The sequence below is a fragment of the Roseivivax sp. GX 12232 genome (genome assembly GCF_021272185.1).
Taxonomy (GTDB): Bacteria; Pseudomonadota; Alphaproteobacteria; order Rhodobacterales; family Rhodobacteraceae; genus Roseivivax.
This window is the reverse complement of record NZ_JAJSEC010000011.1, coordinates 49738-70516: the sequence shown is the minus strand read 5'-3', so window position 1 is coordinate 70516 and position 20779 is coordinate 49738. Positions and strand designations below refer to the sequence as shown.

General features: G+C 70.5%; 19 protein-coding genes. 8 read left to right on the top strand and 11 right to left on the bottom strand.

Annotation, left to right across the window (positions count from 1 at the left end; genetic code table 11):
* Positions 1 to 47 precede the first annotated feature (47 nt).
* The 4 genes from LR948_RS16535 to thyX form a co-directional block, all read right to left on the bottom strand.
* Positions 48 to 368, bottom strand: a complete 321-nt coding sequence (locus LR948_RS16535) for a hypothetical protein (RefSeq protein ID WP_232755194.1) — start codon at positions 366 to 368, stop codon at positions 48 to 50.
* A 190-nt stretch (positions 369 to 558) separates the two neighbouring features.
* Positions 559 to 1164, bottom strand: coding sequence for an outer membrane beta-barrel protein (locus tag LR948_RS16530; protein ID WP_232755193.1), 606 nt, complete (start codon positions 1162 to 1164; stop codon positions 559 to 561).
* A gap of 198 nt (positions 1165 to 1362) precedes the next feature.
* On the bottom strand, positions 1363 to 1758 hold the full coding sequence (locus tag LR948_RS16525; protein ID WP_232755192.1) for a DUF2177 family protein: 396 nt from the start codon (positions 1756 to 1758) through the stop codon (positions 1363 to 1365).
* Between the two features lie 131 nt (positions 1759 to 1889).
* A complete protein-coding gene (gene thyX / locus LR948_RS16520; RefSeq protein ID WP_232755191.1) occupies positions 1890 to 2798 on the bottom strand; it encodes an FAD-dependent thymidylate synthase in 909 nt (302 codons plus the stop codon).
* 338 nt (positions 2799 to 3136) lie between these two features.
* Between thyX and LR948_RS16515 the strand changes: the two genes are divergently transcribed.
* From LR948_RS16515 to LR948_RS16480, 8 genes are all read left to right on the top strand, one after another.
* Positions 3137 to 3571, top strand: coding sequence for a VOC family protein (locus LR948_RS16515; protein WP_232755190.1), 435 nt, complete (start codon positions 3137 to 3139; stop codon positions 3569 to 3571).
* A 29-nt stretch (positions 3572 to 3600) separates the two neighbouring features.
* Positions 3601 to 4296: a DUF1194 domain-containing protein gene (locus tag LR948_RS16510; RefSeq protein WP_232755189.1), complete on the top strand. Its 696-nt coding sequence runs from the start codon at positions 3601 to 3603 to the stop codon at positions 4294 to 4296.
* Positions 4297 to 5149: 853 nt separating this feature from the next.
* The gene (locus LR948_RS16505) at positions 5150 to 6196 is read left to right on the top strand and encodes a rod shape-determining protein (protein ID WP_232755188.1); all 1047 of its coding nucleotides are present in this window, start codon (positions 5150 to 5152) and stop codon (positions 6194 to 6196) included.
* Between the two features lie 32 nt (positions 6197 to 6228).
* Positions 6229 to 7149 carry a rod shape-determining protein MreC gene (mreC, locus tag LR948_RS16500; protein ID WP_232755187.1) on the top strand — a complete coding sequence of 307 codons (921 nt, stop codon included), beginning with the start codon at positions 6229 to 6231 and terminating at the stop codon, positions 7147 to 7149.
* Positions 7146 to 7682 (top strand): rod shape-determining protein MreD, encoded by a 537-nt coding sequence (locus LR948_RS16495; RefSeq protein WP_232755186.1) that lies wholly within the window; start codon positions 7146 to 7148, stop codon positions 7680 to 7682. Before mreC ends, LR948_RS16495 begins: the two co-directional genes overlap by 4 nt.
* Positions 7679 to 9622 carry a penicillin-binding protein 2 gene (mrdA, locus tag LR948_RS16490; RefSeq protein ID WP_232755185.1) on the top strand — a complete coding sequence of 648 codons (1944 nt, stop codon included), beginning with the start codon at positions 7679 to 7681 and terminating at the stop codon, positions 9620 to 9622. Before LR948_RS16495 ends, mrdA begins: the two co-directional genes overlap by 4 nt.
* Positions 9619 to 10758, top strand: coding sequence for a rod shape-determining protein RodA (gene rodA / locus LR948_RS16485; protein ID WP_232755184.1), 1140 nt, complete (start codon positions 9619 to 9621; stop codon positions 10756 to 10758). The genes mrdA and rodA overlap by 4 nt, the downstream gene beginning before the upstream one ends.
* Positions 10758 to 11693, top strand: a complete 936-nt coding sequence (locus LR948_RS16480) for a glyoxylate/hydroxypyruvate reductase A (RefSeq protein WP_232755183.1) — start codon at positions 10758 to 10760, stop codon at positions 11691 to 11693. Before rodA ends, LR948_RS16480 begins: the two co-directional genes overlap by 1 nt.
* 316 nt (positions 11694 to 12009) lie before the next feature.
* On the opposite strand, the gene LR948_RS16475 is transcribed toward LR948_RS16480, so the two are convergent.
* The 7 genes from LR948_RS16475 to LR948_RS16445 form a co-directional block, all read right to left on the bottom strand.
* Positions 12010 to 12798 carry a hypothetical protein gene (locus tag LR948_RS16475; protein WP_232755182.1) on the bottom strand — a complete coding sequence of 263 codons (789 nt, stop codon included), beginning with the start codon at positions 12796 to 12798 and terminating at the stop codon, positions 12010 to 12012.
* A 377-nt stretch (positions 12799 to 13175) separates the two neighbouring features.
* Positions 13176 to 14201 carry an alginate lyase family protein gene (locus LR948_RS16470; protein WP_232755181.1) on the bottom strand — a complete coding sequence of 342 codons (1026 nt, stop codon included), beginning with the start codon at positions 14199 to 14201 and terminating at the stop codon, positions 13176 to 13178.
* Complete coding sequence (locus LR948_RS16465) at positions 14198 to 16930, bottom strand: hypothetical protein (protein ID WP_232755180.1); 2733 nt, start codon at positions 16928 to 16930, stop codon at positions 14198 to 14200. Before LR948_RS16465 ends, LR948_RS16470 begins: the two co-directional genes overlap by 4 nt.
* A 39-nt stretch (positions 16931 to 16969) precedes the next feature.
* Positions 16970 to 17593: an alginate O-acetyltransferase AlgF gene (locus LR948_RS16460; RefSeq protein WP_232755179.1), complete on the bottom strand. Its 624-nt coding sequence runs from the start codon at positions 17591 to 17593 to the stop codon at positions 16970 to 16972.
* Positions 17590 to 18933, bottom strand: a complete 1344-nt coding sequence (locus LR948_RS16455; protein ID WP_232755178.1) for a hypothetical protein — start codon at positions 18931 to 18933, stop codon at positions 17590 to 17592. The genes LR948_RS16460 and LR948_RS16455 overlap by 4 nt, the downstream gene beginning before the upstream one ends.
* On the bottom strand, positions 18930 to 19706 hold the full coding sequence (locus tag LR948_RS16450; RefSeq protein ID WP_232755177.1) for a hypothetical protein: 777 nt from the start codon (positions 19704 to 19706) through the stop codon (positions 18930 to 18932). Before LR948_RS16450 ends, LR948_RS16455 begins: the two co-directional genes overlap by 4 nt.
* The gene (locus LR948_RS16445; protein WP_232755176.1) at positions 19699 to 20754 is read right to left on the bottom strand and encodes a hypothetical protein; all 1056 of its coding nucleotides are present in this window, start codon (positions 20752 to 20754) and stop codon (positions 19699 to 19701) included. The genes LR948_RS16450 and LR948_RS16445 overlap by 8 nt, the downstream gene beginning before the upstream one ends.
* Positions 20755 to 20779: the final 25 nt, after the last annotated feature.

The following is a 20779-nucleotide window of genomic DNA, read 5'->3' as shown; positions in this document are numbered from 1 at the left end:
GGTCAGGGCGGGCGTATACGCAAGGGGGCGCGGGATGTGAAGGGGCGCTACCGGCGCATCACGCCCTTTTCGCCGACCGGTGCGTAATAGCTGCCCTTGGCGCCCGCGTGACTGGCGCGATACTGCCGCGCGCCGCCGGCGCGGTCGACGTAGGGGCCGGCATTGGCGACGCCGCAGCAGATCTCTCCGCCGATCTGCACCGGCGCGAGGCCCGCGGGGCAATAATTGGCCACATTCGGCACGGCGTTGTAGCGGAAGTTGGAATTGGGGTCATTGTGGGTGCCCTTGTAGGCATCGTCCCAGGCAAGCGCCGCCCCGCCCGAGAGGCAGAGCGCGGCCATGGCCAGCGCGGCGGTTCTGAAAAACATGGTGATAAGCCCCGGTTGCAAGAAATACACGCGGGAAGTGTTACGGCTGCGGGGCACTCCGTCAATTTTTATCGGGACTTGGCGGTAAACGCTGCCGCCTTGGTTGCGGCTCGGCGCGCCGCCCACCCGCACATGAAAACGCCCGGCCGCGAGGCGACCGGGCGTCTTGTCCGATAGGTCTTGGACCCGATCAGAAGCGGTAGTTCAGCGAGACGTTCGCCGTGGTCGCGTCGACCTCGACGCCATCGTCGAACTCGTCGAATTCCTGGTAGACCACCTCGGTGCCGACGCTGACGTCTTCCTGCAGGAAGACCTCGTAGCCGAGACCCGCGAAGTAGCCGTTCGAGGAACCCGGATCGACCGCGTCTTCCTCGGTGGTGGCGCGTGCATAGCCGCCGGTGGTGTAGAAGAGGTTCCGGCCGCTATCGATGCCGAGACGGCCGCCGACGCGCAGGATGTTGTCGAGCTCGGCCGCGCCGTCGAGGTCGATGTTCGCCTCGTCGTACTGCAGGCCGACACCGCCGATCAGGTTGTTGCCGAGGCGCAGGTCGTAGTTGCCGCGCACACCGATGCTGCCGCCTTCTTCGTCGAAGTCACCGGGATCGCCGGACAGGTCGTTGTAGCCGAACTGCAGACCGACCGAGGGACCGGTGAAGTCATAGGCCGGTGCGGGCGCCGGGGCCGGAACCGGCGCGGCGGGTGCGGGCTCGGGCTGGGTCGGCTGCGGGCTGCCCGCGATGGCGGCGGTTGCGGTCGCGGCGACGAGCGCCGTGGCGGCGGTCATGGTCTTGAACATGTGTCTGCTCCGTGAGGTTATTCTTCACTTCCGACTGCCCCCGTTCGGGAGCGTCGCGACAGAAATGGGGATGATGCGGGCTTCGTTCCGTCACGCCCCGGTCACGAATTCTTGCCGTTGCAGAGAGACAACAGAGGCGGAAAACAGCCGACTTTACGGGGCTTTATGAGCGGGGAGAGGCCGAAGGGCCGCCCCTTCTCAGGCCGCGAATCGCAGGGTGATCCAGACGCCGGCCCCCGCCGAGATGCCGGTCAGCGCCGCACCCCAGAGCGTGTCGGCGGCCACCATCTGCCAGGACCAGTTCTTCATCACCGCCATGGAGGTGAACTCATAGGTGCCATAGGCCATGGCCCCGAGCACCGCGCCCTGCAGCGCCGCCCGCAAGGGGTCGCCGTCGCGCAAGGCCGGCGCCGAGACCAGGAACAGGAGCCCCGCGACATAGGCCAGGTAGAAGCCCACGGCGGGCAGCATCATCGGGTTGTCGCGCATCATGTCCCCGAGGTGGCGCGAGAAGAGCGGCTTCATCACGCCGGTGAGCATGATCGCGTCCAGCACCAGGAAGATCAGGGCGGTGGAGATATAGAGGATCAGCATGGGGGCCTCGCGGATGAGAAAGCGTTGCCCGGCAATCTAAGCCGGGCGCCGAGGTCGGCCACGCCGATGTGCCGCGCGGCGCGCGTCGCGACGCCCCGTCAGGACTTCAGCCCCCTAGACGCATCAGCCCCTCAGCCCTTCAGCAAGCCATGGAACTCGCGCCATTCGCCCTTGGACATGCCGCTTGTCTCCTGGGTGACCTCTTCGCCCGCCAGCATCCGGCGCAGGCAGTCGAGCGCCGTGGCCGAGAGGGTCGCCCCGCCCATGCGGTAATCCTCGAAGGCGCGGTAGGCGAAGGGCACCCAGTCGCGGACCATCTCGCCGATGGCGTCGGCATAGACGCGGATCTCGTATTGCGCATGGGCGTCGGCGCGCAGCCGCAGGAAGTGCAGAAGGTTGTGCAGGTCCACCTTCCAGTACCACTGGGTGTAGATATTGGCGGGCAGGTTCATCCGCGCCAGCTCGCGCGCGAGGCCCTGCTGCCCCTCCTGCGAGATCATCTCTTCGTAGTGGTCGTAGGCGCGCATGGAATCGTCGCGCAGCCAGCGCAGGACCCGCTCGGCCTCCTCGCCCGAGAGCGCCTCGCCCCGGCCCTGGTTGTTGACCACCGACTGGGCGGCCAGCGCCTCGGGGGCGGGGATGTAGAACTCGCGGTCGAGGATCGAGTAGCGGGCGGAATATTCGTTCACATTGGCGGTCCGGTGGCGGATCCACTGGCGCGCCACGAAGACCGGCAGCTTCACGTGCAGCTTGATCTCGCACATTTCGAAAGGCGTCGAATGCCAGTGCCGCATCAGGTAGCGGATCAGCCCCTCGTCGTTCGACACCGACTTGGTGCCGCGGCCGTAGCTGACCCGGGCGGCTTGGCAGATGGCGCTGTCGTCGCCCATGTAGTCGACCACCCGCACGAAGCCGTGGTCGAGCACCGGGCGCGCGTGGTAGAGGTGCTGCTCCATGCCCGGCACGGTGGCGCGCAGCGTGGGCCGGCTGTCCTGGCGGAGGGCGTCGATCTCGGCCTGTTGCTCGGCGCTGAGGGGCATGGCGGGGCTCCGGTTCTGAGGAATCGTTCTCACTATATCTTGCAGAGCCGGTCGATGAAAACCACCATATGAGGGTGGGTTTTTGCGATTTTGGCGCGTGGCTCGGCGGCGGGGGCCCGATGCGGGGTCAGCGCGGGCACGGTTCTGCGCGATTGTGATGGCCCGGGCGCGCGCTCCGGCTCGACAGGGGCGCGAAAGCCCCTACCCTGTCGCCCAGGCCGCGCTCCTGGCTGGCGCCCTTCTCCGCCGCGTGCGACAGGCGCGCCACGACCCGCGAGACAGACCCGCGACGACAACCCGAGACGACGACCAAAAAGACCGACCGAAAGAGGACAGCAATGTCGATCGAATACCTGCACACCATGGTCCGCGTGAAGGACCTGGAGACCTCCATCGCCTTCTACGAGCTTCTCGGCCTGAAAGAGCGCAACCGGATCGAGAACGAGAAGGGCCGCTTCACGCTGGTCTTCCTCTGCCCGCCGGGCCAGGACGACGGCCACAACGACGTCGAGCTGACCTACAACTGGGATGGCGACGACGCGCTGCCCGACGACAGCCGCCATTTCGGCCACCTGGCCTACCGCGTCGATGACATCTACGCGCTTTGCCAGAAGCTTCACGACAACGGCGTGATCATCAACCGCCCGCCGCGCGACGGGCACATGGCCTTCGTGCGCTCGCCCGACAATATCTCGGTCGAGCTCCTGCAGAAGGGTGAGGCCAAGGAACCCCAGGAGCCCTGGGCCTCGATGGAGAACACCGGACATTGGTGAGGCAGGGCCTCCTCGCCGCGGCCCTCTGGATGGCCGCGGCGTTCGCGCCCGGCTCCGCCGCGGCGCAGGAGGCCGGCTGCCGGCTGGCCCTGGTGCTGGCCCTGGATGTCTCGAGCTCGGTCGACGACCGCGAGTATATCCTGCAACGCGATGGCGCGGCGGCGGCGCTGGATGACCCCGACATCCGCCGCGCGCTTCTCGCCGGGCCCGGCCATGTGGCGCTGGCGATCTACGAATGGAGCGGACGGCGGCAGAATGCGCTGGTGCTCGACTGGATGGCGGTCCGCTCCGAGGGTGACATCGACCGCGCCGTGGCGACCCTGCGCGGCTTTCCCCGCAGCCAGACCCGCTTCCCGACCGCCATGGGTTATGCGCTCGGCTACGGCGCGACGCTGCTCGCCCGCGGGCCGGATTGTGCGCGCCGGGTGATCGACGTCTCCGGCGATGGGATCACCAACGACGGCTTCGGGCCGGAGCTGGCCTATCAGCATTTCCCCTTCACCGGGGTGACGGTGAACGGGCTGGCGATCCTCGGGGCCGAGCCCATGGTGGCGGAGTATTACATCCGCCAGGTCGCCCGCGGCCCCGGCGCCTTCGTGGAGCTTTCCGAGGGCTACGTCGGCTATCGCAGGGCGATGACCCGGAAGCTGTTCCGCGAGATCAACAACCTGGTGGTCGGGGAGACCCGCCGGGTGCCGCATCCGCCTCTGGTGCCGCGGGGGTAGAGGGGGGTGGTGTGTGAGAGGTGCGGCTCGGTAGAGCGGCGCGGTTGAGCGACGCGGTTGAGCGACGCGGTTGAGCGGCGCGTTGCGTGCAAGGTGCCGCGGGAAAGAGCCCGGGCGTCCACGGGGCCGCCTCTACAAGCAGGGCTCAGCTCCCATCCGGCCTGGCCAAGAACTCATGTCGTTGCCCCATTCTCCGAGACCAGATGCGCGCCTCCGCCATCAGAGGCCGAGACACCGAGAGCAGTTTCCTCGTTTAACGCGAAGGTAGAGGGCGCGCGCCGGACCGGGGGCCGGCGCTACCGACATCAGGGCTATGCGCTTTATGGCAACAAGGTCATTGCTCACTGAGAGCTAAGCACGCCATCCCAAGGAGCGCCGGCCCAAGGGGCCGGTCCGGCGCGCGCCCGGCACCTGCGGTGCTATTCGGGCGCAAGGGGGCGCTTTGGGTGTCGACGCGGCGCTTCGCATCGGGCTGTTCGAACTTAGCCAATGCAGCACCCATGAACCGCCCTCAACGCCTAGCCCAAGCTAAGCATCCGCCCCCACCGCCACCTGCAAACCAAACCGACTCACCCGCAGCACCCACACCCAACACCCCACCAAACTCCCCCACACCAACCCCAACCACCCCCGCCGCCCGCGCAACCCCGGGGCGAAGCGCCCGGGGCGGCCTACCCCGGCGCGGTCGGGGTGTCGCAAATGCACCGGCGCAAGCCGCCGGCGACACGGGGCGGCAATTTCACGCTGATTTGCCGCATGGCCACCCTTTCACAAGCGGCGGGACCCACATATAAGTCGCCCCGCTCGGCCCGTGACGGAGTCGCGGGCCGATCACGCTTTAGGGGAACGCATTATGTTTGGTTTGGACAAGCTCATGGGCGCCTTTTCGGCGGACATGGCCATCGACCTCGGCACCGCGAACACGCTGGTCTACGTCAAGGGACGCGGCGTGATCCTGTCGGAGCCCTCCGTCGTCGCCTATCACGTCAAGGACGGCGTGAAGAAGGTGCTGGCCGTGGGCGAGGACGCCAAGCTGATGCTCGGCCGCACCCCCGGCTCGATCGAGGCGATCCGCCCGATGCGCGAAGGCGTGATCGCCGACTTCGACACCGCCGAGGCGATGATCAAGCACTTCATCCGCAAGGTGCACCGCCGCTCGACCTTCCATAAGCCGAAGATCATCGTCTGCGTGCCGCATGGCGCCACCCCGGTGGAGAAACGCGCGATCCGCTCCTCGGTGCTCTCGGCCGGGGCGCGCAAGGCCGGCCTCATCGCCGAGCCCATCGCCGCGGCCATCGGCGCGGGCATGCCGATCACCGATCCGACCGGCAACATGGTCGTCGACATCGGCGGCGGCACCACCGAGGTCGCGGTCCTGTCCTTGGGCGACATCGTCTACGCCCGCTCGGTCCGGGTCGGCGGCGACCGCATGGACGAGGCGATCATCAACTACCTGCGCCGCCAGCAGAACCTCCTGATCGGCGAATCGACCGCCGAGCGCATCAAGACCTCGATCGGCACCGCGCGGATGCCCGACGACGGGCGCGGCGCCTCGCTGCAGATCCGCGGCCGCGACCTGCTGAACGGCGTCCCGAAGGAGACCGAGATCAGCCAGGCGCAGGTCGCCGAGGCGCTCTCGGAGCCGGTGCAGGCGATCTGCGAGGCGGTGATGACCGCGCTCGAGGCCACGCCCCCGGACCTCGCCGCCGACATCGTCGACCGCGGCGTGATGCTCACCGGCGGCGGAGCGCTCCTGGGCGATCTGGACCTGGCGCTGCGCGAACAGACCGGGCTCGCGGTCTCGATCGCCGACGAGAGCCTGAACTGCGTCGCCCTCGGCACCGGCAAGGCGCTGGAATACGAAAAGCAGCTCCGCCACGCGATTGACTACGACAGCTGAGCGCCCGACCCTCTGAGGCGAGGGGAGACGACATGGCACGGGACAGATCTGGCGAGGATTATACCGGCCCGCTGAAGCGTCTGCTTGTGGCGGTGCTGATCCTGTGCCTGCTGGGCATCTTCCTGATCTGGCGCATCGACAGCCCCCGGGTCGAACGCTTCCGCGCCCAGGTCGTCGACCATGTGGTGCCGAGCTTCTCCTGGGCCATGGCGCCGGTCACCGCGGTGGTGAACCTCGCCGGCGACTTCCGCAGCTACCAGCAGATCTACGACCAGAACCAGGAGTTGCGCCGCGAATTGCGCCAAATGACCGCCTGGAAAGAGGCGGCGCTGCAGCTCGAGCAGGAGAACGCCCGCCTGCGCGACCTCAACAACGTCCAGCTCGACCCCAAGCTGACCTATATCACCGGCGTCGTTCTGGCCGATTCGGGCTCGCCCTTCCGGCAGTCGGTGCTGATCAACGTCGGCAGCCGCGACGGCATCGTCGACGGCTGGGCGACCATGGACGGGATCGGTCTGGTGGGCCGGATCTCGGGCGTGGGCGCCAATACCTCGCGGGTGCTGCTCCTGACCGATGCGACCAGCCGCATCCCGGCGGTGATCCAGCCCTCGGGCCAGCGCGCGCTCATTGCCGGGGACAATTCCGCCGCCCCGCCGATCGACTTCCTTGAGAACCCCGACCTGGTGCGCCCCGGCGACCGGATCGTGACCTCGGGCGACGGCGAGGTCTTCCCGCCGGGCCTCCTGATCGGCCAGGTCGCCGAGGACCCGAACGGCCGGCTGAGGGTGCGGCTCGCGGCGGATTACGAGCGGCTCGAGTTCCTGCGGGTGCTGCGCGACCACGGCGCGCGGCGGGTCTCGGAACAGGGCGGGCTGATCGCCCCGCGCCTGCCCCTGCCCGACGAGATGCCGCTCGAGGGGCCGCCCGCGCCGGAGCCGGAGGTCACCCAATGATCGACGCCGACGGCCTCAGGATCTGGATGATGCGCGGCGTCTTCGTGCTGCTGGCGGGGCTGGTGGTCTTCTTCCACCTCCTGCCTCTGTCGCATCTGCCGCAGCTTCTGGCGGGGCCGGATTTCATCACGCTGCTGGTCTTCGCCTGGGCGCTGCGGCGCCCCGAATACGTGCCGGCCTGGCTGATCGCCGTGGTGGCGCTCCTCGTCGATCTGATCTTCCAGCGCCCGCCGGGCCTCTGGGCGGCGCTCACGGTCATGGTCGCCGAGAGCCTGAAAACCGGCGAGCGGCGCCAGCGCGAGACCAACTTCCTGCTCGAATGGCTCTCGGTCTCGGTGAGCCTCGGGGCCATGGTTCTGATCTATCAATTGGTGAAGCTCCTCCTTATCATCGAGCCCATGGGTTGGGTGCTGGCCCTGTCCTCGCTGCTGGCCTCGATCCTGATCTATCCCGGCGTGGTGGCGCTGAGCCGGATCCTCGGCGTGGCGCGGGCCGCTCCGGGCGACGGCGACAGGCTGGGGCAAGGCGCATGAAACGCACCGCCAAGGAAACATCCGAAAGCTGGGCGCGGATCTCGCGCCGGGGGCTGATCCTGGGGGGCCTGCAACTGGGCTTCGCGGGCGCCCTGGCGCTTCGGATGCGCTACATGCAGGTCGACCAGGCCGACGAGTTCCGGCTCCTGGCCGAGGAGAACCGCATCAACCTGCGGCTCATTCCGCCGTCCCGCGGGCAGATCTTCGACCGCGAAGGCCGGGTGATCGCCGCCAACGAGCCCGCCTATCGGATCACCATCGTTCGGGAGGAGGCCGAGGATGTCGACGCCGCGCTCGAGGCGCTGGGGCGGATCGTCCGGCTCGACCCCGACGAGATCGAGCGCGCCCGCGCCGAGATGGCCCGGTCAGCGCCCTTCCTGCCGGTCACCGTGGCCGACCGGGTGAGCTGGGAAGAGGTGAGCCGCGTGGCGGTCAACGCCCCCGCCCTGCCCGGCGTCAGCCCCGAGGTGGGGCTCTCACGGGTCTACCCCCACGACGGCACCTTCGCCCATGTGGTGGGCTATGTCGGCCCGGTCTCCGACCGCGACCTGGCGCGCTACGAGGACCCCGAGCCGGTGCTGCGCATCCCGCGCTTCCAGGTCGGCAAGGTCGGCGTCGAGCGCAACTACGAGGAAGAGCTGCGCGGCCGCGCCGGCGCCAAGCGCGTCGAGGTCAACGCCGTCGGCCGGGTCATGCGCGAGCTCGACCGCCGCGAGGGCGAGGCCGGGGCCGACGTGCAGCTCACCGTCGACGCCGAGCTGCAGAACTACGTGCAGGCCCGCCTCGGCGAGGAAAGCGCCAGCGTGGTGGTCATGGACCTGGCCGAGGGCGACCTCCTGGCGATCTCCTCGGCGCCCTCCTACGACCCCAACAAGTTCGTGCGCGGGATCTCGGTCGGCGACTACGGCATCTACCGCGAGAACGAGCGCCGCCCCCTGGCCTCGAAGACCGTGCAGGACGCCTATCCGCCGGGTTCGACCTTCAAGATGGTCACCGCGCTGGCGGCCATGGACGCGGGCGTCGTCAGCCCCTCCGAGACGGTCTGGTGCCCGGGCCACCTCGATGTCGGCGGCCGTCGCTTCCACTGCTGGAAGCGCGCCGGCCACGGCCACATGAACTTCGAGCAAAGCCTGCGCGAAAGCTGCGACGTCTACTACTACGACCTGGCGCTGAAGGTCGGCATCGAGAAGATCGCCGAGACCGCGCGGCGCCTGGGCCTCGGCGAGGTGCATGACATCCCGATGTCGGCGGTGACCGACGGGCTCATCCCCGACAAGGCCTGGAAGCGCGCCAACCGCGGCGCGGAATGGGTGATCGGCGACACGGTGAACGCCTCGATCGGCCAGGGCTTCGTCCTGTCCTCGCCGCTGCAGCAGGCGGTCATGGCGGCGCGGCTGGCGACCGGGCGGTCGATCTCGCCGCGGCTGGTGAAATCCATCGACGGCATCGAGGCCCCGGGCCGCCCCGGCGCGCCCATGGGCTTCAACGAGACCCACCTGCAGCGGATCCGCGAGGCGATGTTCGCGGTCTCCAACAACCGCCGGGGCACCGCCTACGGCTCGCGGATCATCGACGACGCCATGCGCATGGCCGGCAAGACCGGCACCAGCCAGGTGCGCAACATCACCGCCGCCGAACGCGCGCGCGGCGTGACCCGCAACGAGGACCTGCCCTGGAACCGGCGCGACCACGCGCTCTTCGTGAATTTCGCCCCCTACGAGGCGCCGCGCATCGCCGTGGCGGTGGTGGTCGAACACGGCGGCGGCGGCTCGGCGGCGGCCGCGCCCATCGCCCGCGACGTGACGCTGCAGGCGCTTTTCGGAGGCGACCCGCCGCTCGACGCCTATCCCACCAAGGACCGCGACCGGATCCGCGAACAGCAGGACCGCATGGCCGCCGAACGCGAAGAGCGCCTCCGGGCGTGGCAGAGCCGCGCATGAGTTACCTCGAGTATTCCGTCAAGACGACGCCCGCGGGCTGGCGCAAGGTCTTCTATTTCAACTGGCCGGTGGTGGTGCTGGTCACCGCGGTGGCCTGCGTCGGCTTCCTGATGCTCTACTCGGTCGCCGGGGGCTCGCTGACGCCCTGGGCCGAGCCGCAGATGAAGCGCTACGTCCTGGGCCTCATGGCGATGTTCACCGTGGCGCTGGTGCCGATCTGGTTCTGGCGCAACATGGCCTTCCTGGCCTATCTCGGCGCGCTGGCTTTGCTCGTCGCGGTGGAGTTCATCGGCACCGTGGGCATGGGCGCGCAGCGCTGGATCGACCTGGGGTTCATGCAGCTCCAGCCCTCGGAGCTGATGAAGATCACCCTCGTCATGGCGCTCGCCGCCTATTACGACTGGCTGCCCCTGCGAAAGACCTCGCGGCCCTTCTGGGTGCTCCTGCCGATCCTGCTGATCGTGCTGCCCACCGGCCTGGTGCTGACCCAGCCCGACCTCGGCACGGCGATCCTGCTTCTGACCGCGGGCGGGCTCCTGATGTTTCTCGCGGGCGTGCACTGGGCCTATTTCGGCGCGGTGATCGCCGCGGGCGCCGGCACGGTGGCGGCGGTTTTCCAGAGCCGCGGCACCGACTGGCAGCTTCTCAAGGACTACCAGTTCCGCCGCATCGACACCTTCCTCGATCCTTCCACCGATCCGCTCGGCGCCGGCTATCACATCACCCAGGCGAAGATCGCCATGGGCTCGGGCGGCTGGACCGGGCGCGGCTTCATGCAGGGCACCCAGTCGCGGCTGAACTTCCTGCCCGAGAAACACACCGACTTCATCTTCAACACCCTCGCCGAGGAGTTCGGCTTCGTGGGCGGCTTCTCGCTCCTGGTGCTCTACATGCTGATCCTGGTCTTCTGCATCGTCTCGGCGCTGAAGAACAAGGACCGCTTCTCCTCGCTCCTGATCCTCGGGATCGGCCTGACCTTCTTCCTGTTCTTCGCGGTCAACATGTCGATGGTCATGGGGCTCGCCCCCGTGGTCGGCGTGCCGCTGCCGCTGGTGAGCTACGGCGGGTCGGCCATGCTGGTCCTGATGATCGCATTCGGCCTCGTCCAGAGCGCCCATATCCACAGGCCCCGCTGATGACCCTGAATATCCTGTTTGCCGCCGGTCCCGACCGGTGGGAGGACTACGCCCGCCCGCTCCACAAGGCCCTGACCGACGCAGGGCTGGACTACCATCTCGCGACCGAGCTGCCCCCCGAAGAGGTCGACTACATGGTCTATGCGCCGAACAGCACGGTGCAGGACTTCACGCCCTACACCCGGCTGAAGGCGGTGCTGAACCTTTGGGCCGGCGTCGAGGCGGTGACCGGCAACCCGACGCTGACGGTGCCGCTGACCCGCATGGTCGACGCCGAGGGGCTGACCCAGGGCATGGTCGAATGGGTGACCGGCCATGTGCTGCGCCACCACCTCGGGATGGATGCCCATATCGTCAATCCCGAGCACCGCTGGGCGCCCGAGGTGCCGCCGCTCGCCACCGACCGGAAGGTGACGATCCTGGGCCTCGGCGCGCTCGGCACCGCCTGCGCCGAGATGCTCTCCGCCCTGAAGTTCGACCTCGCCGGCTGGGCGCGCAGCCCCAAGGAGATCCCCGGCATGACCTGCCACAGCGGCCCCGAGGGGCTCGCCGCGGCGCTCGAGGGCGCCGAGATCCTGGTCCTGCTCCTGCCCGACACGCCCGAGACCCGCGACATCCTCGATGCCCAGGCGCTCGCCCGCCTCGCCCCCGGCGCCGCGGTGATCAACCCCGGCCGCGGCCCGCTGATCGAGGACGCCGCCCTCCTCGCCGCGCTCGACACGGGCCAGGTCGGCCATGCCACGCTCGACGTCTTCCGCGAGGAACCGCTGCCCCGGGACGACCCCTATTGGGCGCACCCCAAGGTCACCGTGACCCCGCATATCGCCTCGGAGACGCGCCCCCCGTCCGCCGCCCGCGTCGTGGCCGAGAACATCCGCCGCCACCAGAGCGGCGCCCCCCTCCTGCACCAGGTCGACCGCAGCGCCGGCTACTGACCGAAGCGCGCCGCCTCAGCCGGGCGCCTCACCCCACATGCTTCAGCTTGGTCCAAATACCTCGGGGGTGAATGCGGGCCGCAGGCCCGCTGAGGGGGCAGCGCCCCCCGGTCCGGGACGCCAAAGGCGGCCCGGACCCACAAAAAACGCCACACCTCTCCCCCGGAAAAACCACCAACCACCCCAAACCACCCCCCTCTTGCGCCTGACCGGGCCCAAAATACTCCGGGGGTGAATGCGGGCCAAAGGCCCGCAGAGGGGGCAGCGCCCCCTCCCCCGGTCCGGGGCGCCGAAGGCGGCCCGGACCAAAGACCAATCACACCCCCGGCGCCAGGCGCACCCGCTCGACGGACAGCTCCCGCAGGCGCAGCCCGACCGGTGCGCGCAGGACCCGTCCGCGGGGCGAGAGGCCGCGCTTGCGGTCGAGCGGGCCGTAGCCCTGGTGCAGGAGGCCGAGGCGCATCTCGACCGGGTGGTCGGGCTCCTGCAGCTCGGGGCGGCACTGGTAGGTATAGGGCGCCGCGCAATCCGCGGGCACCAGCGTGTCGATGCCCTGGCGGGCGATCACCTGGCGGCCGTCGCAGCGCACTCGCAGCAGGCCGCGCTCGGCGTCATAGCGGATCAGCACCTCGATCTGCGCCCAGTCGCCGAAATCCGCGGGCGAGAGGCAGGGCGTGTCGCCGAAGCGCAGCCCGCGGCGGGCGTCGAGATGCAGGGCGTAGAGCTTGTTCTGGCTGGTCCGGTCGCGGCGCCAGTCGGCGATGGTCAGGAGGCTGCGGCGGTTCGGGCCGCCGCCGTAGCGCAGGGGCTCCTCGACCAGCACCTCGAAGCGGTAGCGCGCGGCCTCGCCCGGGGCGATCAGCCGGGTCGATTTCAGCATCGCGCGGCTGTTGCCGTTGTAGCAGTCGCTGACCTCGCGGTTGATGTATTCGGTCTCGGAACAGTCGGCGGCGGGCAGCGAGACATGCACTTCCCCGCCCCGCATCTCCGGGTCGCGGCCGTTGTGGGCATGAGGCACGAAGCCGGCCGGGGCGGCCTCGGCCAGGGGGGCTGCGAGGAACAGGCAGAGCGAAAGCGCAAGGCGCGGGGCGGCCTTGGGGCGCATGGGGACCTCCTTTCGGAAGCGTGGACATGAAGTTTGGGCGGCGAGACCGGCGCAGACGCCAGCTCGCCATGAAGGGGCCGCGCGGACCGAAGCCAGACGGCACGGGGCCGTGCCACGGCTGCGCGGCGCGGGTGTGATGTCGGGGTCATCGCGAGGGGCCGACAGCGCTCGGGTCACGGTGCGCGAGGCGGGATGCCCAGGTCACAGTGCACGGGGCAGAGTGCTCAAGTCACAGTGCCCAGGGCAGCCGGCGCGGGGCACGGCGTGCCGCAGATCAAACGCTGTCGCGATGCGGCGGGACAGGATGCATCCGCCCGCCGACCGGGGCCGCCACGAACAGGCGGCCCCGGGAGAAGGGGCCCGAAGGCCCTAAAAACCTACCAGAGCGCGGACTGGCTGCCGCCGAGCTTGGAGTTGCCGAGCGGGCGGTAGTCCTCGACGAATGCCGCGATCTCGGGGGCGTCGAAGAGAGAGAGATAGGCCTCCGCCCAGGCCAGCTCGAAGCTCTGCAGATCGTCCTCGCCCGAGAACATCAGCTGCGCCTCGCCCGCGCGCTCCTCGACCAGCGAATTGTCCTCGAAGGCGGCGGGCGTGAAGCCCGCGATCCGGTGCAGCGCGCCGTCGCACATCTCGAAGGGCGCGAAGCCGTCGTCGTCGAGAAGCGCCGCGCCGACCACCAGCGCACCGGTGGCATGCAGCTGGTATTTCATCGCCCGGGGACCGCGGCTCATCTCGTGCGGCAGGGCACCGGCGTCATCGGCCTGGCAAGCGACCTCGGCGATGGAATAGGCGGCCCAGGCGCGCAGCATGTCGTCGTCGGTCGCCTCGCCCACCGCGGCCACAGCGTAACCGGCCCAGGCGCGCAGGTTGTTCTGGCTCGCCATCGGCGGGGCCTCGGCGTCGAAATACTGCATCGAGGCGCGGGCCAGCTCGCCCAGCCAGTCCTCGATCCGGGCCTGGCGTTCAGGATCGACCGAGGCGACCTCCTTGGCCTGCAGGTAGGCCATGGCCATGCCGCCCCAGCGCGAGGGCGAGGAGATCCGCGCGTTCATGGTCTCCAGCTCGCTCATCGCCCCGGCCTCGGCCCAGCTGTCGAGCGCGGCGAAGATGCAGCCGGCGCGGCGCTCGGCCTCCTTGCCCTGCAGCGCCTTGTTCGCGCTCTGGGCCAGGGCCTGCACGAAGTCGTCGATCGGGCCCAGGGCTTCGTCGACGGCGGCATCGGATTCCTTGTCGATGTCCGAGCGGTCCTCGCTCTTTTCGGTGTAGCGGCTGCCGTAGGACAGCGAGACCACGGGGTCGGGCACCTCGAAGCAGTCGCCGGGGGCGGCGTCTTCCTGTGCGAGGGCCGGGACGGCGGGCGCGAGAAGCGCCAGCGCGGTTGCGGTGAGGACAGTCTGTCTCATTGCGGTTCGGTCCTTGCGTTGTCGATCATGCGTGCGGTGGATTGCGCCGGCGCGTGGCCGGCCTCGGCGGCCCGGAACAACCAGTCGTCCGAGCGGCTTTGCGAGCGGTCGACGCCGATGCCGTAGGCATAGGCCTGGGACAGCAGGAACATCGCCTCGGCGTTGCCCTGCCCGGCCGCGGCGCGCAGAAGGCTGCCGTAGCGCGCCATCTCCTCGGGGCCGCGGGCCTCGTCGCGCAGGATCCGGGCGAGTTCAAGCTGCGCCAGCGGGTTCCCCTTCTCGGCGGCGGTCTCGTAGAGGGCGCGGGTGTCCACCCGGTCCCGGACCGCGCGGGCGACCTCGGCGTCGGAATAATCGAGCAGGTTCAGCCCCGAGGCGACCTCGTCGATCGGCGCATCCCTCAGGAAGTCGACCCAGAGGTCGGTCGCCTCGGGCGCGGGCATCTCGATCCGGCCTTCCTGGCGCAGCGACAGGAGCCGCCGCATGCCCTGCGGGTAGCCCAGCTCGATGGCCGCGCGGTAAAGCTCTTCGGCGCGCGGCATGGGCGTCTCGTAGAAGCCTTCCTCGAGGATCGCATCGGCGAGGGAGACCAGCCGCCAGCCCGAGCCCTGCGCCTGGCTGCGTGCGATCTCGAGCCAGTGCTGCGCGCGCTCGGTCTCGTCCAGCGCCTGCAGCGCCTCGGCGAAGCGCAGCGCGCCCTCGGCGCTGCAATCGGCCAGGCTGCGAATGCGGCCAAGCTGCGGGCCCAGCGGCGCGCCCTCCTCGGCGAGATAGGGCAGCGCGAAGATCAGCCCGGCGAAATCGCCGTTCCGCGCGATGGCCTCGCGGTATTTGGCCCAGGCGCCCGCGGCATCGAGCGCGGGGTCTTCCGCGATCAGGATCTCGATGGCCTGGCCCTGCCCTTCCGCGGCCAGCGCGCGGGCCAGCTCCAGCATCCGGGCGCGGGTCTCCTCGGAGGGATCGGCGTCGCGCAGATGCTCGATGAGCCGCATCCGGGCGCCGCCCTCGCCCGCCGCGATGGCGGCGCGCAGGTGCTCGCGGGCGGCCTGCATCTCGCCCCGGGTCTCGGCGACCTGGGCGCGGGCGACATGCACCTGCGCGCCCTGCGCCCGGGCCAGCCCGCGCAGCGGCGCGAGGCCGCGGTCCTCCTGGGTCACCGCGTCGAAATGCGCGAGCGAGCGCGCGCGGGCGTTCAGCGCCTGGCTCTGCAGCTTGGCATAGACGAGCGGCGCGGTCTCGCGGTCGACCCGGGCCAGCGCCTCGGCGGAGAGCTCCACCGTCTCGTCGCCCGAGAACTGCTCCATCCCGGCCCAATAGGCGGCCTCCTGCGGCTGCGGCGCGGCAGGGCCGCGGCACATATGGGCGGTCTGCAGGTCCTCCATCGGGCCGGTGCGGCCATTGGCGCGCACGACGTTGCGCAGCGCCGAGGTCACATCCAGGAAATCCTGCCGGTCCTCGATCGCGCGCAGGTTCAGACGCGCCAGACGCAGCTCGGCGGCATGGTCGGAGCCGTCGATTTCGGCGGCGCGGCGGAAGTCGGCGAGCGCCGCCTCGGCCCCGCCCCAGCGGCCGTCGCGCGCGAGATAGGCGTCGCCGCGCTGGACGAAGGCCCAGGCCGGCGGGTCGGTCAGCTCGGTGAGCGCGGTGAGCCGGGTGATGACGCGGGTCAGGTCCGCCTCGGAGCCGTCGTTCTCGGCCCGCGCCATGCCGGCCAGCCGGGTCAGCGCGGTGCGGTCGCCGTAGCCCGCCGCGCGTTCGTAGATGTCTCGCGCGCGGGCGCTGTCCCGGTCGGTCAGCGCGCCGCGGTTCAGGATCTGGGCGTATTCCGCCATGGCGAAGGTCAGCCCGAAGTCCGAGGCCTGTTCGAGGTGGTCGAGCAGGACCGCGTTGTCCTTGTCGATCTCCTGCGCGTCGAGGTGGTATTGCGCCACGTCCCAGGCGGCGTTGGCCCCGCCGATGCTGGCGGAGAGGCGATACCATTCCTCGGCCAGCGCGGGGTTGCGGGTGACGACCTCGCCGTCGCGGTATTCCCCGGCGATCTGGTTGATCCGGTCGCAGACCAGCGCGTCGACCTCGCCGATGCGGGCGCCGAAGGCCATGGTCACGGCAACCTCGGGGTCGATGTTCCAATCGCCGATCTCGGCGCCCTCGCTGGCGAGCCGCGCCATCTGCAGAAGCGCGGTGGGGTGCCCGCCGTAGGCTGCTTCCCGGAACAGCGCGATGGCGCGCGGGCGGTCGGCCTCGAGCCCCTCGCCCGCGAGCAGAAGCTCGGCGGCCATGATCTTGGCCTTGATCGGCCCGGTCTCCGCGGCCTCCAGAAGCGCCTCGAAAAGGCCCTCCTCGCGTGCCGCCTCCATCCGGTCGGCGGCCATGAGCAGGTCCAGCCGGTCGAGCATCTGGTCGGTCGGGCCGTAGCTCTCGACCTCGGCGCGCAGGAGGTCCTGCGCGGCGCTGATGGTCTCGAACCAGCCCTCGGCGTCGCGCTGGCGCAGGAGCCGCAGGTCGCGCCGGACGAGCGCCACGGGGCGCCCGTCGAAGCCCTGGCCCTGCCAGTCGGCCCAGCGCTCGGTCAGCACATGGCCCGGCGGGCGCGGGGCGCAGACCGCGCGGGCCTCGATCTCCGGCGGCGCGAATGTGACGTCGATCGGCGCGGCCTGGGCGCCGGGGGCAAGCCCCGCGACGGCCCAGAGGGCCGCCGCCGACAGAGGCATGGCGCGTGGGAAGGTCATCGGGTCCTCCTAGGGATCTGCGGCCCGCGGGTCCGGGGCTTATTGCGCGTAGGTGCTGGTGGTGGCCGCGGCGGCCAGCGCCTCGGCGCCCTCGCCGGTCAGCACCACGGTGGTGGCGGTGCCGCGCCGCAGCTCCACCGGATCGAGCGCGACCAGCGGCTCTTTCTCCTGGCGGACCTCGAAGCTCAGCGTCAGCGGCGCCTTGAGCCCGACGCCGTCGTGGCCTTCGGGAGCGATGTCCGAAAGCGCGGCGGTCTCGGCCTCGAGCGCGTAGAGATCGAAGCTCTCCAGCGTCGAGAGGTTGTAGAGCAGCAGGTCCGCCTGGGCCGGGGAATCCTTCACCTTGTCCTCGATCAGCCCGGCCTCGGTGCCGGCGAGGAAGGTGTAATGGGTGTTGGCGCCCAGCTCGACGGTGGTCTCTTCCTCGCCGAGGCGCAGCGTCACCTCGCCGGGCGCGGCCTCGACGTAGGGCGTGACGCCCGCATCGCCGGGGGTGACCTCGGTGCCGGCGATGGCCACGCGGTCGGCCTCGGCGCCGATCACCCGCAGGAAGGAGGCGTCGGGCGAGCTCGGTTCGGGATAAAGCCCTGCGTCCTGGGCCAGCGCGGTGCCCGCGGTCAGCAGCGCGGCGGAGAGCGGCAGCAGCGTCGAACGGTTGATCATGTGGAGGTCTCCTTCTCGTGACAGATGGACAGGGAGGCACCCTCGCGCGCCGGCTGGTCGAGCGTGACGCGGAGGGCGGTGAAATCGTCCCGCCAAAGCGGGGCGACATGGTGGTAGAAGCGCTGCGTCGGGGCGTAGCGGTCCGGGCGGGTCACCTCGGCGCGGGCCTCGAGCCCCGCGTCGGTGACGAAGGTCAGCCGCGCCGCGCGGCCGTCGGCGGCGCCGGTGTCGACCTCGACGTAGCTGTCGCGGTTGAGGCCCTCCTCGGGCAGCGCGGCCCGCAGCCCGCCGTCTTCGGTGACCTCGGTCTCGAGCGGCGCGCAGCTGGTCGCGACCGCGCCCAGCAGCTCGCGGAAGGGAAACTCGCCGAAATCGCCGAGGTTGTTGTAGATCGGGTTTTCCCAGACCAGCACCTCGGGGGGATTGTCGCGGAAGTCCTCGGACAGAAGGTAGCCGGTGATGCCGCCGAACTGGTTGCCGCCGGTCACCGAGTAGTTCGCGACCGCAGCACCCGCAGCCTGCGACAGGAAGCCCTCGAAGTGAAAGCGCGGCTCGGCCGACATCGAGGTCCCGGCCAGCGCGATCGGCGGGCCCGAGCCCTCCTCGGCGAAGATGCCGCCGCTGGTGTCGGCGCCGCCCGCGGCCTCGGTCTCGAAGCCGCGCACCTCGGCGCGGGGCACGGTCTCGCGGCAATGCGCCTGGATCTGGCGGCGGAGCGCCGAGTTCACCATGCGCGGCTCGGAGGCCGTGGTCTCGAAGTCGGTCTTGGGCATCTCGCCGTAACCCGGCAGCTCGCGGATGCGGCTGCCCAAGGCCTCGGCCACCGCGCGGGCGCCCTCGGGGCTCCAGTGGAAATCGGTGCCGATGAAGGGCGCGCCCTCGGCCCCGCGCATGGCGCGCATGCTGTCGACGGTGGTCACCCCGGCCTCGCGCAGCTTGCCCAGGAAGGCGTCATAGGCGGTCTCGGCGATGCCGATGTCGAAGCCGTAGCCCGCCGCCGCCTCGGGCAGGTTGTCGGGCATGGCGAGGCTCTTCGTCGGCACCGGCACATAGATCAGCTCCGTGCCCTGGGCGCGCAGCGCCTCGGCGAGGCGGCCCATCAGGCCCGCGGCCTCGACCGACAGCGGGTGGTTCGTCCGCATGTCCAGCGTGACGCGGTAGAAGGTGCCCTCGGAGCCTTCCATCAGGCGCATCGGCTTGGCCGATTGCAGCCCGTGGCAGCCGTAGCGCGAGGGCGCGGGGCCCTCTCCGCCCTCGGGAGCGGCGGCGAGCGGCGGGGCGGAAAGCGGCGAGGTCAGCGCCAGCAGCGCGGCGCAGAGCTTTGGGGCGGCCTTGGTCATTCCGGGGCCTCCTCGGAGTTGGATGTGTCCTGGGTGTCGAGCTGGCGCAGCAGGTTCTGCGCCGCGGTGCGGGTGCCGAGGCTCTCGGCCTGCATGGCGCCCTTGAGAAGCCCGCGCAGCCGCGCCGGATCCTCGGGGCCCGCGCCCGAAAGCGCCTCGGTCGCGAGCTCCAGCGCCGCCTCGGCGTCGCCTGCGGCGGCCTTCTCTTCGAGAAGCGCCTCGACCTTGCCGGGCTTGCGGCCGAAGGGATGGCCGGTCTCGTAGTAGCGCAGCAGTGCCTCGGAGGCGGTGTCGCTGCCCTGCAGTGCGAGGTTGCGCATGGCGTTCTCGAGGTGGTCGAGCCGCGCCTCGGAGAAGTCGATGTCGCGCTGATCGAGCAGCCGCACCAGCTCGTAGACCGCGTAGTCGCGCCCGGTGAGCCCCGCCGAGGCGAGATAGAGCGCCGCCGCCGAGCGCATGTCGCGGCCGTCCAGTTCCAGGAGCCGCTCGGCGTAGCGGAAGGCGGCGAGCCCGTCGCCCGCATCCGCGAGCCGGCGCATGTCCTGGAAGGAGATGGGCTTCCCGTCCAGCATCCGGCGGCGGAGCTGCTGCAGCTCCCAGGTGGGCAGATCGGTGGTTTCGGTGACGCGCCGGTCCAGCGCCTGGGCCTGGATCACCGGCGCGGCGCCGGGGGCCGTGGCGGCCTCGGGGCGCAGGGGGCCAAGCGGCGCGGCCAGCGCCGGGGTCGCGGCGCAGAGCGCCAGCGCCGCGCAGGCGAGCCTGGGATCAACCATGGGGGGCCTCCTCGGAGTTCGGATGGCTTTGCGGGAGCCCGAGGTAGCGGACCGGATACTCCCAGAGGACAAGCGCGGGCGGCGCCTCGGAGAGCGCCGGGTCCTCCAAGAGCGCGCGCATCGGCGCGACCGGGCCCCGGCCCTCTTCGGCAAGGTTCAGGATGTCCCGCCCGAGCGCGAGCTTCAGCGCGGGCAGGAAGCTCCAGCTGTCGTTGGCGCTGTAGCTCGTGCCGACCAGAAGCGTGTCGACCCGGGGCGCGTCGGCGGCGAAGATGCCGCCCTCGGCGCCGCCCGCTTTCTTGGCGACATAAGGCGTGACCCGCTCGGGCCCGAGGCCCAGCGCCGGGGCGAAACTCTCCGAGGTGACGAAGGACACCAGGTCGCCGACGAATTCCTCGGGCTCGGCCGGGGCGCGGCGGAAGCGGGTGTCGCCCGGCTCGATCAGCCCCGAGGCGGCGACTGCCTCGGCCACCTGCCGGGCGCCCTCGGGCGTCCAGTGGGTGTCGGTGGTCAGATAGACCGGCGCGTCCTCGGCGGCCTCGGCCAGCGCCGGGCGGGTGTCGACGGCGGGGATGCCCGCGCGGTCGAGCGCCGCGCGGAAGCGGTCGTATTGCGCCTGCATCCGGGCGCCCGCCCCCTCCGGGGCGTGGTCGCGGTAGATGTCGGCCTTGGCGGGCACCGGGATCATCACCAGCCGCGCGCCCATCTCGGCCAGCGCCGCATCGGCCCGGCGCACCGCCTGCATGGCCAGATCGAGGCTGTCTTCGGAGGCGCGGGTCATCTCCTCGTCGGAGAAAAGCCAGCCCTCCTCGCCCGCGGTGACCCCGGCGCGGCCCTCGCCCAGAAGCGCGTAACGCCCCGCGCCGATCAGCCCCACCGAGGCCGCGCGATGCGGCAGCTCGGCGCTGTAGAGCTGGCCCAGCTCACTCGTCGCCTCGCCGCTGACCAGATCGCCCTCGACCCCGTCGAGCGCCTCGGGCGCGGTGAAGATCTGAAGGTTCACCACCGCGGCATAGCCCAGGAAGGCCAGGGGCAGCGCGTGTCGCATGATCTGCAAGACTCTCTGCATCGCG